This window comes from Arthrobacter echini (assembly GCF_004803505.1).
In the GTDB taxonomy this organism is placed as follows: domain Bacteria; phylum Actinomycetota; class Actinomycetes; order Actinomycetales; family Micrococcaceae; genus Arthrobacter_D; species Arthrobacter_D echini.
The window spans coordinates 16005-32875 of record NZ_SSWH01000008.1 but is presented as its reverse complement, the minus strand read 5'-3'; the positions used below and the strand labels follow the sequence as shown (position 1 = coordinate 32875).

General features: G+C 68.3%; 10 protein-coding genes. 8 read left to right on the top strand and 2 right to left on the bottom strand.

What is annotated here, in order from left to right:
* Positions 1-67: 67 nt before the first annotated feature.
* From E8P82_RS10025 to E8P82_RS10010, 4 genes are read left to right on the top strand one after another with little or no spacing between them, the layout of a single operon-like run.
* Positions 68-721 carry an SAF domain-containing protein gene (locus tag E8P82_RS10025; protein ID WP_136454577.1) on the top strand — a complete coding sequence of 218 codons (654 nt, stop codon included), beginning with the start codon at positions 68-70 and terminating at the stop codon, positions 719-721.
* On the top strand, positions 718-2040 hold the full coding sequence (locus E8P82_RS10020) for a CpaE/TadZ family protein (RefSeq protein WP_136454575.1): 1323 nt from the start codon (positions 718-720) through the stop codon (positions 2038-2040). Before E8P82_RS10025 ends, E8P82_RS10020 begins: the two co-directional genes overlap by 4 nt.
* Before the next feature lie 60 nt (positions 2041-2100).
* A complete protein-coding gene (locus E8P82_RS10015) occupies positions 2101-6936 on the top strand; it encodes an NAD-glutamate dehydrogenase (protein ID WP_136454574.1) in 4836 nt (1611 codons plus the stop codon).
* Between the two features lie 43 nt (positions 6937-6979).
* Entirely contained in the window at positions 6980-8458 is a 1479-nt protein-coding gene (locus E8P82_RS10010; RefSeq protein WP_136454572.1) for a sensor histidine kinase, read from the top strand.
* 107 nt (positions 8459-8565) lie between these two features.
* On the opposite strand, the gene E8P82_RS10005 is transcribed toward E8P82_RS10010, so the two are convergent.
* The gene (locus E8P82_RS10005; RefSeq protein ID WP_136454764.1) at positions 8566-8814 is read right to left on the bottom strand and encodes a WhiB family transcriptional regulator; all 249 of its coding nucleotides are present in this window, start codon (positions 8812-8814) and stop codon (positions 8566-8568) included.
* A gap of 271 nt (positions 8815-9085) precedes the next feature.
* On the opposite strand from E8P82_RS10005, the gene E8P82_RS10000 reads away from it, so the two are divergent.
* The gene (locus E8P82_RS10000; RefSeq protein WP_136454570.1) at positions 9086-9508 is read left to right on the top strand and encodes a hypothetical protein; all 423 of its coding nucleotides are present in this window, start codon (positions 9086-9088) and stop codon (positions 9506-9508) included.
* On the opposite strand, the gene E8P82_RS09995 is transcribed toward E8P82_RS10000, so the two are convergent.
* On the bottom strand, positions 9471-13571 hold the full coding sequence (locus E8P82_RS09995) for a type VII secretion EssC family protein (RefSeq protein WP_136454569.1): 4101 nt from the start codon (positions 13569-13571) through the stop codon (positions 9471-9473). The two genes, E8P82_RS10000 and E8P82_RS09995, sit on opposite strands and share 38 nt — an antisense overlap.
* A gap of 250 nt (positions 13572-13821) precedes the next feature.
* On the opposite strand from E8P82_RS09995, the gene E8P82_RS09990 reads away from it, so the two are divergent.
* The 3 genes from E8P82_RS09990 to E8P82_RS09980 all read left to right on the top strand — a co-directional run bounded on the left by E8P82_RS09990 (position 13822) and on the right by E8P82_RS09980 (position 16870).
* Positions 13822-15111: a nucleotide sugar dehydrogenase gene (locus E8P82_RS09990; protein WP_136454567.1), complete on the top strand. Its 1290-nt coding sequence runs from the start codon at positions 13822-13824 to the stop codon at positions 15109-15111.
* Positions 15112-15185: 74 nt separating this feature from the next.
* Positions 15186-15782, top strand: a complete 597-nt coding sequence (locus E8P82_RS09985) for an acyltransferase (RefSeq protein WP_136454565.1) — start codon at positions 15186-15188, stop codon at positions 15780-15782.
* Entirely contained in the window at positions 15779-16870 is a 1092-nt protein-coding gene (locus tag E8P82_RS09980; RefSeq protein WP_136454563.1) for a DegT/DnrJ/EryC1/StrS family aminotransferase, read from the top strand. The genes E8P82_RS09985 and E8P82_RS09980 overlap by 4 nt, the downstream gene beginning before the upstream one ends.
* Position 16871: the final 1 nt, after the last annotated feature.

Genomic DNA, 16871 nt, shown 5'->3' with positions numbered 1-16871 from the left:
GCCGTACACAACAATGGCGGAGGAGAGGCACTCTACGCCGGTGCCACCGGCCCGACGGGGGACGACAGTGAGCACCGATACGCGGACCACCCAGCCCGCCCAGGCGCCGCGCCTGAGGAAGCCCTCGTGGAAGGATCCACGGCTGCTCATCGGGATCCTGCTGGTGCTGGCCTCCACAGCCGGTGTCATCGCACTCCTGGAGAGCCAGAACACCACCGCCGAGGTGTACTCGGCCCGCAGGGACATCGCCGTCGGGTCGGCGCTGACACCCGAGGACCTCGTGGCGGTCCCCGTGCGGCTCGGTGATTCGGGCGGCTCCTATCTCCCGGTCAGCGAGGGTATTCCCGACGGCGCGGTGCTCACCAGGCTCGTCGCGGAAGGAGAGCTCCTTCCGGCAGCCGCGCTCGGACGGCGCGACGAGCTGAACCGCAAGCCGGTGGGGCTGACGGTGGAGGACCCGCTGCCCTCGGGAACCGGCCCAGGAGACCGCGTCGACGTCTGGGTCTCGGCGCGCACGGACACCAACAGCTTCGAGGAGCCCCGGCTGCTGCTGGAGGCAGCAGAGGTCGCCGAACTCACAGAGGGAGAATCCGCACTCGGAGCCAGTTCGTCCACCCTCGTCCAGGTACTCGTCGAGGACGCCGCGATGCCGGACCTGCTCGACGCCCTGTCCAACGACGCCCGGATCGCCGTCGTGCTCAATCTCGGTGCCGGCTCATGAGCATCCCGGTCGTCACACTCGGTGCCGCAGCGAGTGCGTTCGTGCCGGGCCTGGAGCAGCTCCGGGGCCCCGTCACCGTCGTACGGCGCTGCGACGACGTGGCCGAACTCATCGCGGCATGCCAGAGCGGACTCGCCCGTGCTGCCATCCTCGCCCCGGGCGCGACCGAACTCACCGTCTCCCTCGTCACCAGGCTGCGCTTCGCCGGCGTCGTCGTCGTCGCCCTCGCGGACGATGCGCCGGAACCCGAGCCGCCTGGCCTCGAGGGGATCGCCTACGTGGATCGCAACGTCGCACCGGCAGCGCTCGCCGATGCGGTGTCGCTGGCCGTCGAACGATTCGACGCGGAGGACTCCCGCCCCCGCGGTTCCCTCGCCTACGCCGATCCCCTGGACCTGCCGGAGACCGTGGTGGCAGCTGCCCCTCGGTCTCCGGAGGGCGATGATCCCCCCGGTGCGGGGCGGGTCATCGCCGTCTGGGGCCCGATGGGCAGCCCTGGGCGGACGATCGTGGCGATCAACATGGCAGCCGAACTCGCTGCCGCCGGGACCTCGGTCCTGCTCGTGGACGCCGATACCTATGCCGCGAGTATCGGACCCTCGCTCGGACTGCTCGATGAATCCGCCGGGCTCGCCCAGGCCTGCCGGATCGCGGACCAGGGCGGCTTCACCGCTGCTGCACTCGACCGCATCGCGGTGAGCATCGCGATCAGGGGAGGTCGGTTGCGGGTCCTGACCGGTATCACGAGGGCGGACCGGTGGCCCGAGGTTCGCCCGGCCGCCCTGAGTCATGTTCCCGGCGCCGCCCGCGCGCTCGCCGGGGTCACGATCATCGACTGCGGGTTCTGCCTCGAGGCGGACGAGGAGCTGAGCTTCGACACTCTGGCGCCGCGACGCAACGGGGCCACCCTGCGATGCCTCGAACTCGCCGACGACGTCGTCGCGGTGGGTGGCGCCGATGCGATCGGTGTTCCCCGCCTGGTCAAGGCTCTGACAGAGCTCGTGGAGATCGTTCCCACGACCGCGCCCCGCGTGGTGTTCAACAGGGTCAGGGCCGCTGCAGTGGGGCGCTCTCCTGAGTCCCAGCTGAGGGAGGCGTGGGCGCGCTTCGGCCCCGCGTCGGGCATCGCAGCCTTCCTGCCCGTGGATCATGCAGCGGCGGATCAGGCTCTGCTGGCAGGGACCGCCCTCCTCGAGACCGCGGCCTCCTCGCCGCTGCGCCGGGCGATCGCGGACCTTGCCGACGTACCCGTCTCCGACCGGCGGCGTCAACGATCCGTGCGGGCTCCGCGACGTGAAGTTTTCGGGCAACACCGCTAGGCTTCGCGGAGAAGAGGCTGCGACGGAGCGGCCTGTCCTTTCACAACGGAGGCCCTCCCCATGTCGTCTGGATCCCGGACAAAGGATCAGTCACTCTCGGACACGTCAGGGGAGGAATTCGTAGAGAACTACTTCGAGAACCTCGCCGGTGAGGATGCTCTCGCCTACGAGTCGACCGATCTGGCGCGGTGGGCGCTGGCGCACCGGGAACTCGCGGAGACCCGGGAGCCCGGCACGGCGGTGATCGACATCCTGGACCAGCGCACCTCGAGCATCGTCATGATCGTCACCGACGACATGCCCTTCCTGGTCGATTCGGTCACGGCGGAACTTGTCCGCCAGGATGCGGCGATCCGGCTCGTGGTCCACCCGACGTTCCTCGTGACGCGCACCGGACCGAGCCAGGCGCTGACCGCCCTCGAACGCGTTCCCTCGACGGCGGGTACCTCGAGCGGCGATACTGCGGCGCATCCCCTCACGGCGGCGTCGAACGGCCAGGAGCATCGCGACGCGCGGATCGAGTCCTGGATCTCGGTCGAGGTCTCCCGCCTGGCCGATGCCGCGGCGAAGCAGGAGGTCGAGGCCGGTCTGCTCCGCGTGCTCGGAGACGTCCGCTCCGCGGTCGACGACTGGGCTGCGATGCGCGGCAAGGTCGGCTCGGTCGTCGCATCACTGAGCACGATCGCCGGAGATGACATCCCTGATCTGCAGCAGGCGCAGGAGCTCCTGACGTGGCTCGAGGACGGGAACTTCACCTTCCTCGGCTACAAGGAGTACGACCTCGTGACGGACGAGGGCGGGGCCGACGCATTGCGCGTTCGCGACGGAAGCGGACTGGGGCTGCTCCGGCACGGAAGCGCCGGCGGATCCCTGCAGCAGCTTACCGACGCGGGACGGGCGAAGGCTCGTGAGCGCCAGGCGCTCGTGATCACCAAGGCCAACTCCCGCTCGACGGTGCATCGGGCCGCGTACCTCGACTACATCGGGATCAAGAGTTTCGACGCACAGGGCAATGTCGACGGGGAACGGCGCTTCATCGGTCTGTTCGCGACGAGTGCCTACACGAGTTCGGTCCGCGAGGTTCCCCTGGTCCGCGACAAGGTCGCGGAGGTGCTGCGGCTCTGCGGCTTCCCCTCGGACTCCCACTCGGGGAAGGATCTGCTCTCCATCCTGGAGACCTACCCGCGGGACGAGCTCTTCCAGATCGAGGTGCCGGATCTGCTGGCCACTGCGCTCGGGATCCTGCGGCTGCAGGAGCGCCGGCGTACGCGGTTGTTCCTGCGTCCGGACATCTACGGGCGGTTCATGTCGGCCCTCGTCTATCTGCCGCGCGACCGGTACACCACGAGTGTGCGGTTGCGGATCGAGGACGAGCTGCGCGCCGCCTTCAACGCCGATTCCATCGATTTCGAGGCGCGCCTGAGCGAGTCCGCACTCGCCCGCCTGTTCTTCCGGATCCGGCTGCAGCGCGGCAACGAGATTCCCGGGCTCGATGCCGACGAGCTCGAGAAGCGGCTGGTGCATGCGGCCCGTTCCTGGTCCGAGGGCATCCTCGAGGTCGCCCAGCAGCGCTTCGAGCAGGATACCGCCGAGTCGCTCGCCGCGCTCTGGGCGGAGGCCTTCCCTCCGAGCTATCGCGTCGCCTACGAGGTGGAGGACGCGCTCGACGACATCGCCCGCTTCGAGGAGCTCGCGGGTACGGAGTCGTCCGCACCGCTGCTCAATGTCTACGTTCCTGAGGGCTCGACGCCGGCGGCTGCGCAGGATGCACGCCTGTTGCTGTACGTCACCGAGGCCAGGAGCCTCACGCAGATCCTGCCCTACTTCCACAACCTCGGTCTCGAGGTCCTGGACGAGCGTCCGTTCGAGGTGACGCGGTCCGACGGTCGCTCGTTCTTCCTCTACGACCTCGGCCTGAGCTACCCGGACGGCGTCTCACCGCTCGGGACGGCGTCCCTGCTCCAGGAGGCGTTCCGTGCCGCAGTGCTCGGCGACAGCGAGTCGGATCCGCTCGACCGGCTGGTGCTGAGCGAGGAACTCGGATGGCGGCAGGTGCTGATCCTGCGCGCCTACGCCAAATACATCCGCCAGCTGGGCAGCACCAACTCCTACGACTTCGTCGCGGAGACGCTGCTGAGGAACCCGGTGGTGGCCCGGGGCCTGATCGCACTGTTCACTGCGCGCTTCGATCCCGATCTCGACGGGGACCGGGGTGCAGCCTCCGACACGGCACGGGCCGCGCTGGACGCCGCACTCGAGGACGTACCCACTCTCGACGCCGATCGGGTCCTGCGCACCCTCATGAACCTCATCGAGGCGAGCCTGCGCACGAACTACTTCCAGGGCAAGCGGCACGTGAGTCTCAAGTTCGCCACCGAACGCATCGAGGGCGCTCCCTTCCCGCGCCCCAAGTTCGAGATCTGGGTCTACTCGCCTCAGCTCGAAGGCGTCCATCTGCGGTTCGGGAAAGTGGCCCGTGGAGGCCTGCGCTGGTCCGACCGCCGGGAGGACTTCCGGACGGAAGTGCTCGGGCTCGTGAAGGCGCAGACCGTGAAGAACGCCGTCATCGTCCCCACCGGGGCCAAGGGCGGATTCTTCGCCAAGCAACTGCCCGATCCCACCGTCGACCGGCAGGCGTGGCTGGCCGAGGGCCAGGCGAGCTACCGTACCTTCATCCGGGGACTGCTGGACATCACGGACAACGTGGTCACCAACGGCACCACCGAGTCCATCGTGCCGCCGGCGCGTGTGGTGCGCCACGACGACGACGACTCCTACCTGGTCGTCGCCGCCGACAAGGGCACGGCCTCCTTCTCGGACATCGCCAACGAGCTGTCCGCGGAGTACGACTTCTGGCTCGGTGATGCCTTCGCCTCCGGAGGATCCGTGGGCTACGACCACAAGGCCATGGCCATCACGGCCCGCGGAGCCTGGGAATCCGTGAAGCGTCACTTCAGCGAGTTCGACGTCGACACCCAGACCGAGGACTTCACCGTCGTCGGCGTGGGCGATATGAGCGGGGACGTCTTCGGCAACGGCATGCTCCGGTCCAGGCACATCCGCCTGCTCGCAGCCTTCGACCACCGCCACATCTTCCTCGATCCTGACCCGGACCCCGAGACGTCCTTCACCGAGCGACGCCGACTGTTCGACCTCCCGAGATCGAGCTGGGAGGACTACGACACCGGTCTGATCAGCCAGGGTGGGGGCGTCTACCCGCGGCAGGCGAAGTCGGTCCCCGTCTCAGCCGAGGTGCGCAAGGTCCTGGGACTCGAGGAGTCCGTGACGAAGCTGAGCCCGCCCGAGCTGCTGCGTGCCATCCTGCGCGCTCCGGCGGATCTGCTCTACAACGGCGGGATCGGCACCTACGTGAAGGCTGCCGAGGAGACGAACGCCCAGGTCGGAGACAGGGCCAACGACGCCATCCGCGTCAATGGAGGCGAGCTACGCGTCCGGGTCGTCGGCGAGGGCGGGAATCTGGGCATGACCCAGCGGGGCCGGATCGAGGCGGCGCTGTCCGGCGTCATCCTCAATACCGATGCGATCGACAACAGTGCCGGTGTGGACTGCTCGGACTACGAGGTCAACATCAAGATCTTCGTCGACCGCATGGTGCGAGCCGGCCGGCTGCAGCCCGAGGAGCGCGCGGAGTTCCTGCACTCGATGACGGACGAGGTCGGCGACCTCGTGCTGCAGGACAACATCGACCAGAACATCCTGCTGCTCAACGACCGCCGGCAGGTGATCGAGTTCAGCCCCAGCTACGAACGGATGATCGACTGGCTGGAGAGGACGGTCGATCTGGATCGTACCCTCGAGGCGCTGCCGACGACGGCGGAGCTCCGGAAGCGGGTCGAGGCCGGGCAGGGACTCACCTCACCCGAGCTCGCCGTGCTGGCAGCGTACGCGAAGATCGAGCTGAGCCGCGTGCTCACTGCCTCGGACCTTGCCGACGACCCCTACTTCAAGGGCACGCTGCGGCGCTACTTCCCTCGCCAGATCGTGGAGCGCTTCGACGATCTGCTCGACACGCATCCGCTGCGCCGGGAGATCATCTCGACCGTCGTCGCCAACGACATCATCAATCTCGGTGGAATCACCTTCGCCTTCCGGGTCATGGAGGAGACCTCGGTCCCCGAGTCCGTCGTCGCCCGTGCGTTCGTGGCGCTGCGGGAGATCTACTCGCTCGACGAGACCGTGGAGGCGCTCGCCGCCCTGCCGGCGGACTTCCCGACCGACCGCTGGACCACGGTCTACCTCGATCTGCGCCGACTGCTGGACCGGGGCGTCCGCTGGTTCGTGAACCATGTGGCCAGAGGGACCTCGGTGGACGAGGACATCGCCGCCTTCAAGCCGCTGATCGCGCCCTTCCTCGATCATCTCTCGCAGTACCTGCAGGGCAACGACCAGGAGCGCGCACGCGAGGGCATGGAGATCGCGTCCGAGTGGGAGCTGCCCGAAGAGCTCGGCAGGCACTGGGCCGAACAGTTCGAATCGTTCGCCCTCCTCGACATCGCCCACAGCACCCGGCGCATCGACGAACCGGTGGAGGCCATCGCGAAGGTCTACTACGCGGTGTACGACCGGTTCGAGGTCGACAACCTCCTGCAGCGAATCACGAAGCTGCCGCGGACGGATCGCTGGCAGGCGCTCGCCCGGGCGGCGTTGCGGGACGATCTGTATTCCACGACCGCGGACATCTGCGTCGCCGTGATGCGGGCGTCGGCCGATCTGAAGGACAGGGATGCCGGTGAGCGCTTACGCGTCTGGCAGGAACAGAATGCCGAACAGCTGCGGCGGGCCTCGAACATGTTCGCCGAGGTGAATCTGCTCGAGAAGGACGACATCTCATCGCTGTCGGTGGCCCTGCGTCTGCTGCGATCCATCGTCCGGTGACACGTCCGCACCTGCCGGGCGGCCCGAGTGACAGAGAGACCTCATGGCCATTTTCACGGACCCCATCCGACAGTACGCGGACCTCGAGCCGGGCGATGCCGAATGGCTGCATCTGCTCGTAGGGGACTGGCAGCTGGTGGCGGACCTGGCCTTCGCGGATCTGGCGCTGTGGTTCCCGCTGGTCGAGGGAGGCTATGTCAGTCTGGCGCACGTGCGTCCCTCGACGTCCCAGACCGTCTTCCACAGCGACTTCGTGGGCGAGCGCATCCGCGCCGATCTGCAGCCGCTCGTCGATAGCGCATGGACCTCCCAGCGGATCGAACATGTCGCCGAGACCGGATCGGGAACGGCGTCCCCGATGCGGGTCCAGGCCGTACCCATGGTCCGCAACGGCCGCACCGTCGCAGTGGTGACATCTCACCTGGACCTGTCCGCGTCGAGGATGTCGTCCCGGCTGGAAACGACGTATCGGCGGTGCGCGGATGACCTGCTGCAGATGGCGACCCTCGGTCTGTGGCCCGACTTCGCGACACCGACCGGGACCAGGCGGGGTGCGCCCCGGGTGGGGGACGGACTGATCAGGCTCGACGTCGACGGGATCGTCCAGTACGCGAGCCCCAACGGGGTGTCCGCCTTCCGCCGGTTGGGTGATGTGGAGACACTCGAGGGTCGGTCGCTCGCCGAGATCACGACGGCGCTGCTCAAGGACCGCAGGCTCGTCGACGAGACATTGCCCCTCGTGGTGACCGGGCGCATGCCGTGGCGCACCGAGATCGGGTCCCACGGCGTGAGCCTATCCCTCAGGGCCATCCCGCTGCGCGACGAGAAGGAGCGCTTCGGCGCCCTGGTGCTGTGCCGCGACGTCTCCGAGCTCCGGCGTCGCGAGATGGAACTCGTCTCGAAGGACGCCACCATCCGCGAGATCCACCACCGGGTGAAGAACAATCTGCAGACGGTGGCAGCCCTGCTCCGGATGCAGTCGCGCCGCATGGTCAGCGACGAGGCGAAGCTGGGCCTCGAACAGGCGATGCGGCGGGTCTCCACGATCGCGCTGGTGCACGAGACGCTGTCGCAGGGGCTTGCGCAGCGGGTCGACTTCGACGAGTTGATCGGGCGTCAGTTCCGCCTGTCCGCGGAGGTCGCCTCCCCGTCTCAGGCGGTCCGGACCGAGCGCAGTGGCGACTTCGGGGAACTCCCGAGCGATCTTGCGACGCCGCTCGCCCTGGTGATCAACGAACTGGTGACCAATGCGGTGGAGCACGGCCTGTCCGGGCGAGCCGGGACGGTGTGGCTGAGGGCAGATCGACGCAGCGAGGCGGACGGTGAGGAGATCCTGCAGGTCACCATCTCCGACGACGGAGTCGGCCTTCCCCCCGGAGGTCATGCCGAGGGTCTCGGTCTGCAGATCGTCAGGACCCTCGTCACGAGCGAACTCAACGGGACGATCGCATGGAGCGGCCGGCACGGCGGAGGAACCACGGTGATTCTCGAACTGACACTGCCTTCACCCGAGATCTCGTGAACGACAAGGAGGGCCGCCCTGAGGCGGCCCTCCTTGTCTATGTTCCTGCCGATGTTCCTGCCCTGTTTATCGTCGGGTTCATTGTCGGGCGGGTTACGCTCCGGTCCTCAGGAGGCGCGGCGCGCTCTCGCCGCACGGCGCTTGAGCGCCCGGCGCTCGTCCTCGCTCATCCCGCCCCACACTCCGGCATCCTGCCCGGTCTCGATGGCCCACTGCAGGCAGGTCTCCTGCACCTGGCAGCGACGGCAGACGCTCTTGGCCTCCTCGATCTGCAGCAGTGCCGGTCCGGTATTGCCGACGGGGAAGAACAGTTCCGGATCCTTGTCCAGGCAGGCTGCGCGACTTCGCCAATCCATGATGATCACATTCTCCTTAGGCCTCTTCGCACCTGTTTGTGAAAACATTCACGAGGGGGGTCATAGTAAAGGGGCCTGTATCGGCCCCCTGGTCTCAATTGGTCTCAACTGGTTTTAAGGCTGTCATGTTCGCAAGGGGTAAACAAGGGTTTTCCGATCCCTCTTTGCCTTGACAGGTGAGGGTTCCGTCACAGGCAGGGCCGATGTCCTCGCTCGAACGAGGCGGAACAGCGCCTCGGAGCCGGTGAGGGGATTCAGGTAGGGTTCGGGTGTGAGTGTCGATCCAGCGCCGCCATCATCGTCCCGCCCTCCCGGTGTCCTGGTGATCGCAGGCGTCCTGACGGTCCAGGCAGTGGCGCTCATGGTTCTTGCGGTGCGCTTCGTCCTGACCATCTTCGGCGCCAACCCCCTGTCGGTGGGCGGATCGGTCTTCATGACCGTTCTGCTGATACTGGTCGCGGCCGGGCTCGTCACACTCGCCCATAGGCTCAGCCTGGGTTTCCGCTGGCCGCGGTCTCCGGCCCTCGTGGTCCAGGTGTTCCTGGTCATCCTCTCGTTCCCCTATTTCTCGTCGGGAAACCCGCTGTTCGGCGTCCTGCTGCTCGTTCCGGCCGCCGTGGTGATCGTGGTCCTCTTCTCGAAACCGGTCGTCCGGTTCACCGTGCGGGTCTCGGGTGCCGGAAGAATGCTCTAGCCCCGTCGGCTCCGGGGTCCGACTCGCTGCATACCGGCAGCGACCCGTCCGGGAGCCGGGCGATCTGGACGTCGACGACGCCGCCCGGCTCGCAGGCCCACGCGCGTCCGGCGGTGGTCCGGCCCTCTACCTCGTGACGCACCCCGAAGAAGTCCCCGTCGGCGGGGGTCCTGGGCCCCAGGATCAATCCGCGACCCGATCCGCGTGCCTGCAGTGCCAGCGGAACGCGGGTCAGCAGGGCAGGGCCGGGCGCTGCGCAGAGCACCGCGGCGGCGCCCCGGGCGACGAGAGCGGCGAGGATCTGTTGCACGTCCGCCGGAAGCTGGTCGACGTCGTCGACGAGCAGGGTGCTCATCTCCGGTGGAATCCGGTCGATGCCCCGGTCCCCGACACCACGCCAGTAGTCGGCGGTATCGGCGGCGGCGGGTGCCGCGAGGATGCGCCTCTGCCGCTGCACCCGCTCCGCGGATTCGGCGAGAACCCGAAGGGCCGTCGAGCGTCCGGAACCGGGAGGTCCCAGAACGAGGTACACCTCGCCGGGACTTAGGTTTACGGAGAACGTGGCGAGGTCATCGCCGTACACTCCCAGCGGGATGGCATCGGTCCGCCGGCCCTGTCCAGTGGTGGGCGGACTCCGGAGCTGATCGAGGAGGACCAGGTCCGGCAGTGGATGGACGGGGAACGGGGTCAGCGCCGGAGTGCGTGCCGGCGACACACCGGGATGCTCCCCGCGCCCGGGTTCGGTGACGAGCTGGCACGCGCCCTCGCCGTGAGTGCCCATGATGGGACCCTGCGCGAAGCCGCGGCCGGCGACCGCATCGAGCGGCGGGAGCTTCGGCCAGGTGATCGTCGTCTCCTGGTGGGCGCCGAGCGGAAGATATACGCGATTGGGCAGGTGGGCGAAGAAGCGGGCCGTCGTCAGCTCGCGGTCGCCGGTCAGGAGAACGCTCACGCCGCGGGATGCCCCGTCGCGGGCCAGGGAGTGCAGGTCGTCCTCCGCCCGTGCACCGCGCCCCTGCCGGAAGTTGGTGCACCAGTGACCCCACCCCGTGATCACCAGGAGGATGTGGGTCGGAGTGCTCGCGTCCCACGGAGGACGGGACGCCAGACGGTCGAGGACACGGGCAGCACGGCGTATCTCGTCGGAGCGCACATAGGCCCCCAGCTGGGGACTGCCTGCGGCGGCCCACGCCGCCAGTGTTCCGTCACCGTCCAGGACGTACAGATGAACATCGGGATCGGTACCCGGCAGACGTGTCACCACGGAGACCAGAGCCGCAGCAGCTCCGCTGCCCACCAGGCCCACCAGGGCGAGATGCGAGTGGGCCCTGGGACTCCACCGGAGCAGGCGCTGGTCCTGCGCCTCGGGGTAGTCGGCGATTCCCAGGGGTACCGTGCCCTCGAGCGGTGCCCGGCCAGGGAGACCCCCGGGAAGAGGTACCGGGGAGACTCCGGACGTTCCCGCCTCGCTCAGCTGCGTGGGGAGCGGAGGCAGGACCGGTCGGAGGCACACCCGTCGCGTGTTTCCTGCAGCAACACCGAGAGCTGCGACAGCTGCATCGAGGACCCCTGCAGCGGGGGTGGCGTCGGATCTGTCGAGGTGCCCGTCGGGTTCGCCGTCACCGCCGGCCGGCAGGACCGGAGCTTCTCCTTCGAGATACGCGGCGAGGTCCTGCCATCCGATGGATGTGGAGCGGTCCGGGAGGGTGGAGGAGGAAGCGACCTGGAAGGCGACCGGGGCCTCTCCACCGCGGCGCAGGTAGGCCCTGCCCGGCGAATCGACTTCGATCTCCGCAGCCGCCCCCGAGCCGAGGAGATCATGGGACTCCATTGCGGTCTGCACCCGCAGCAGCACCGCGGACGTGATGTTGGCCCGCAGCTCAGGCGTGACGGCGCCCTGCGCGCGCTGCGTGGCCAGCACCAGATGAACACCGAGGGAGCGCCCGAGGGCCGCGATCTTGAGAAGCTCCTGGACGGCGGTGGGAACGTCCTCGCTCAGCATCCTGAACTCGTCGATGACGACCACGAGCCGCGGAGGGCAGGCCGCTGCTGCATGAACACGCAGTTCGCCCAGGTCGGAGACCCCGTGATCGGCGCACAGGCCTTCCCGACGTCGGAGTTCTGCACGTAACGAGGTCAGGGCACGCGCGGTGGACTCCGACGAGAGATCCGTCAGGGCTCCGACGCAGTGTGGCAGAGCGGCCAGAGCGGCAAGCCCGGAGCCTCCCTTGTAGTCGATCAGCAGCATGGTCAGCAGGTGTGGTGGCTGACTCATGGCGAGTCCGAGGACGAGAGTCCTGAGGAATTCCGACTTCCCGGAGCCCGTGGTCCCGGCGACCAGGAGGTGGGGTCCGTCCTTCACGAGATCCAGTGACAACCCGCCGCCGGAGTCCTGCCCGAGCCGGGCGACGGGGTGGTCCGGTGGGGCGCTCGCCCACTGCTGCGCCGCCGTTGCCGCAAGAGTCCGCGGTGTGATCGCCTCGGACCACAGGGAGGCCGATGGCGGGAGTGCGCCTGCGGCCTCCCGCGCCCGTGGTGCTGTTCCCGGTGTCACCGATCGGGCGATCAGGCGGGCGGTCCGCTCGAAGGCCCGGGGAGAGACACCATCGACGCTGAGGTCGTACTCCGCACCGTCGATGCGGGCTCGTGCGGAGCCGGAGCGGATCATGATCCGGTCCCCGGCGGCGGGGACGATCGGCGTCGCCTCGTCGCCGGCGAGGAACCGCACGACGCAGACCTCGGGCGCCGCACCAAGATCGGGAAGATCCTCCGAGAACTGGAGGACGAGCACGAGCGTCGGACGGCACACGTGCGAGCCGAGCACGTTCGGGTCATGGGTGAGCCGCACGTTCGGCAGGAACCGGGCGTTCTGCGGCACGTCGCCGATCCCGCCCCAGCACAGCACAGGGGGTGAAGCCGCGCCGGGGTGGGCCAACTGCAGGAGGAGAGCATGCGCAAGAGCCCGGACGGCTCCCGCGCCACCGGTGATCGTGACGGTCCTCGGAGCGGCGTCGTCGTCGTGGGCCGAGCACGGCACCAGAAGCGGGACCGGTGGCAGCAGGGGCGGGGTGAAGGCCGGTTCGGCCCGCGCTACCGACAGGTGCGCCGGCTGCCGCGCCAGCCCGAGGCGCAGCAGCGCGAGCGTCGATGCAGGCTGTTCGCCCGAGGTTCCGCAGGGTCCGCGATGCAGGTCGGCGCCGCATCGAAGCGCGTCCAGGGCGGTCTGGCCCGGATCAGGGACAGCCCCGGTACGGCGCACTCGGTCCTGCTCCGCGGCGTCGGACACTCGTCGGGCGAAGACCCGAGCAGTGCGGCGGTAGGTCAGCAGCGGGACCATCCCGGTCACAGCGGACAGGGCGCTGAAGGCGAGGAAGAACCACATCCCGGTGGTCAGGGCCAGGACGACGCCGAGGAGCAGCGGAAGAAAGGCCGTGAGAACGAGGATCCGGGACGGTCGTGCGGGCACGTCGAGACCGAGGGCGAGAGGTGTCAGGACATCGTGAGGACCTGGGGCCCACTCGGCGCCGTCGGCCAGTTCGATGCTGCACCCGCTCTCACCGAATCGGAGTGTCTGCGCCACGGAGACGGCCGCCGTCGTGATGCGCTCGCCGTCGACGAACGTCCCGTTCGCCGAATCCAGATCCTCCAGCTCTATCGCGTGCTCGCCCACCCTGAGGAGCGCCTGGTGGCGGGACATGGCTGGATCTGCGACCACGATGTCGCTCTCGGCACGACCGATGCTGTAGCTGCCACGGGTCAGGGGGATCACCTGCCCCGCGTCCGGTCCGGAGCGGACGACGAACACCAGGTGGGGGAGCCGCTGGTGTCCGGGTGGAGCCGGCTCGACTCCGCACACGATGACCGCGCCGTCCTGCACGTCATCCGAGACCCGGGCCAGGGACCTCAGCTGCGCCCCGTTCACGGTGAAGGGAGGAGTGTGGCCCGCGCCCGCGAGACGGTCGGCAAGAGCATCGCCCGTGCGCAGTACCTCGGTGTCGATGACGATCTCCCGGGTGGGGGACGCCGATCCGGGCGCGTTCACGACGGTGACGTGTCGATCCACAGGACCTCCTGTCCGGTTGTGTTCATGTCGACGGTAGGGTGGTCGGGTCCGCGGCTGCAGTGCCCCCGCAGCTCATGTGGACAAATCCCCGCGGTGCGCGACGACGCCGCGCGAGCGGTGATCGCGCCACATCTGGTGCAGCAGGCTCACCCCGATACCGCGCACGGTGGTGACCGTGATTGCCTATACGCTGGTACGGACTATTCCGCCGCGTCCGGGCGGAACACTGAAGACGAAAAGGTGCTCCTACGTGAAAATTGCTGTCATAGCCCTGGGCAAGATCGGCCTGCCGCTGGCGGTGCAGTTCGCCTCGAAGGGCCACGAGGTGGTGGGCGTCGACGTGAACGAGACCGTGGTGGCGACCGTCAACGACGCGCGTGAGCCGTTCCCGGGTGAAGCCCATCTTCAGGAGAAGCTCTCGGAGCTGGTGCCGGCAGGAAAGCTCCGCGCCACGACTGACTACGCTGACGCCGTACCGGGGGCGGACGCCGTCGTCCTGGTGGTTCCCCTCTTCGTCGATGCAGAGGCCCAGCCCGACTTCGGGTGGATGGACGCGGCGACAGCCGAACTCGCCAGGCACCTCACACCCGGCACCCTCGTGTCCTACGAGACCACGCTCCCCGTGGGGACCACACGGGACCGCTGGAAGCCCGCCCTCGAATCGGGCAGCGGACTCGTGGAGGGGCAGGACTTCCACCTCGTGTTCTCCCCGGAGCGCGTGCTGACCGGTAGGGTCTTCGAGGATCTGCGCAAGTACCCGAAGCTCGTCGGTGGTCTCACCCCCGCCGGAGCAGAGCGCGCCGTCGAGTTCTACACGTCCGTCCTCGACTTCGACGAGCGCCCCGATCTGCCGCGCGGGAACGGCGTCTGGGATCTGGGCGCGGCCGAGGCGTCGGAGCTGGCCAAACTGGCCGAGACGACCTATCGCGACGTGAACATCGGGCTGGCCAATCAGTTCGCCCGGTACGCCTCGACCGTCGGTATCGACATCTACCAGGTGATCGAGGCGTCGAACTCCCAGCCCTACAGCCACATCCACCAGCCCGGGATAGCGGTGGGCGGTCACTGCATCCCCGTCTATCCGCGGCTGTATCTCTGGAACGACCCCGCAGCGACCGTGGTGCGGGCCGCACGGGAGGCCAATGCGGGCATGCCCGATTACACGATCGGTCTCCTCGAGGGTGTGTACGGAGACCTCGAGGGAGCGAAAGTGGTCGTGCTCGGCGCCGCGTACCGCGGGGGCGTCAAGGAGACGGCGTTCTCGGGCGTCTTCGCTGCCGTCGAAGCCCTCACCTCACGCGGCGCGGTCACGATGGTGCACGATCCGATGTACACCGACGAGGAACTGACGAAGCTCGGTTTCACGCCCTACCAGCTGGGCGAACCGGTCGATGCCGCCGTGGTGCAGGCCAACCACCCGGAGTACGCGGAACTGTCCTCCGCCGATCTGCCGGGGATCAAGGTGTTCATCGACGGACGCCGGGTCAGTAGCCCCGAGAAGTGGGCCGACGTGGACTACCGCGTCATCGGCAAGGCCTGATCGAGTGAGACTTCTCGGCTTCGACAGCGTCACCGCGCCCTTCCACGCAGCCCGTCGAGAGAAAGCGATTCACCGTGAGCTACATCGCTGAGACGGCGGACGTCTCACCGCAGGCCGTCATCGGACAGGGGTCCAAGATCTGGCATCTCGCCCAGGTCCGTGAGGACGCCCACCTGGGCGAGAACTGCATCGTCGGGCGCGGGGCCTACGTGGGCACCGGTGTCACGGTCGGGACCAACTCGAAGATCCAGAACTACGCCCTGGTGTACGAACCGGCCGTCCTGGGGGAAGGGGTCTTCATCGGTCCCGCCGTCGTCCTGACGAACGACACGTACCCCCGTTCCATCACGCCGGATGGCGCCCTGAAGAGTTCGGACGACTGGGAGCCGGTCGGCGTGACCGTGGAGCAGGGGGCGGCCGTCGGCGCTCGCGCCGTCTGCGTCGCCCCCGTGACGATCGGGGCCTGGTCCACGGTGGCCGCAGGGGCCGTGGTCACGAAGGATGTTCCGCCCTTCGCGCTGGTCGCGGGGGTACCGGCCAGACGCGTTGGCTGGGTCGGTCGTGCCGGACACCCACTGCGCGACGACGACGGCGTCTGGGTCTGCCCCGAGACGGCCGAGCGGTACGAGGAATCGAACGGACACCTGACACCACTAGGAGTAGAGGCATGAGCAACGAATTCATCCCGGCAGCGAAGCCGATCGTCGGCGACGAGGAGCGCGCCGCGGTCGATGCCGTACTGGTCTCGGGGATGCTGGCGCAGGGTGCCGAGGTGGCGGAGTTCGAGAAGGAGTTCTCGGACGTGCTCCTCGACGGCCGTGGGGCCGTCGCGGTCAACTCCGGCACTGCCGGACTCCACCTGGGGCTCCTCGCCGCGGGTATCGGTCCGGGCGATGAGGTCATCGTCCCGTCGTTCACGTTCGCGGCGACCGCGAACTCCGTTGCCCTCACGGGCGCTACACCCGTCTTCGCGGACATCGAGCTCGACCACTACTGCCTCGACGTCGATCATGTGGGAAGTCTGATCACCGAGCGGACCAGGGGCATCATGCCCGTGCACCTGTACGGACATCCGGCGGATCTCACTGCCTTCCGGGCACTCGCCGATCAACGTGGGATAGCGCTGTTCGAGGATGCAGCCCAGGCGCACGGAGCCTCCTTCGACGGGCAGCAGGTCGGCACGTTCGGTGACTTCGCCATGTTCTCCCTCTACCCGACGAAGAACATGACCTCCGGTGAAGGTGGCATGGTCTCCACGGGGGACGCGGGCATCGAGCGACGCCTGCGCCTGCTGCGGAACCAGGGCATGGAGCGCCAGTACGAGAACGAGCTGGTGGGCTTCAACGCGCGCATGACGAATCTCCACGCCGCGATCGGCCGGGTCCAGCTGACCAAGGTGGGCGGATGGACGGCGCAGCGCCAGTCCAACGCAGCCTTCCTCACCGAGAACATCCAGGGTGTGGTGCCGCCCGCCGTGGCCGAGGCCGCGGTGCACGTGTACCACCAGTACACCGTCCGGGTGGAAGAGGACCGGGACGGTTTCGCCGCTGCCCTGAAGGACGAGTACAACATCGGCTCCGGCGTCTACTACCCGATCCCCAATCACCGGCTGCCCTCCTTCGACCGGAAGGAGGATCTTCCCAATACGGAGATCGCAGCGCGGGAGGTGTTGTCCCTGCCCGTCCACCCGTCGCTCGACACCGAGGACCTCGACCGGATCGTGACGGCCGTCAATGCCCTGGCCAAGGCTGGTGCATGAC

What these genes read in the sequence shown, in the direction of transcription:
- E8P82_RS10020 (WP_136454575.1), top strand. Translation starts at nt 718, where the DNA reads ATGAGCATCCCGGTCGTCACACTCGGTGCCGCAGCGAGTGCGTTCGTG.
- E8P82_RS10015 (WP_136454574.1), top strand. Translation starts at nt 2,101, where the DNA reads ATGTCGTCTGGATCCCGGACAAAGGATCAGTCACTCTCGGACACGTCA.
- E8P82_RS10010 (WP_136454572.1), top strand. Translation starts at nt 6,980, where the DNA reads ATGGCCATTTTCACGGACCCCATCCGACAGTACGCGGACCTCGAGCCG.
- E8P82_RS10005 (WP_136454764.1), bottom strand. Translation starts at nt 8,814, where the DNA reads ATGGATTGGCGAAGTCGCGCAGCCTGCCTGGACAAGGATCCGGAACTG.
- E8P82_RS09980 (WP_136454563.1), top strand. Translation starts at nt 15,779, where the DNA reads ATGAGCAACGAATTCATCCCGGCAGCGAAGCCGATCGTCGGCGACGAG.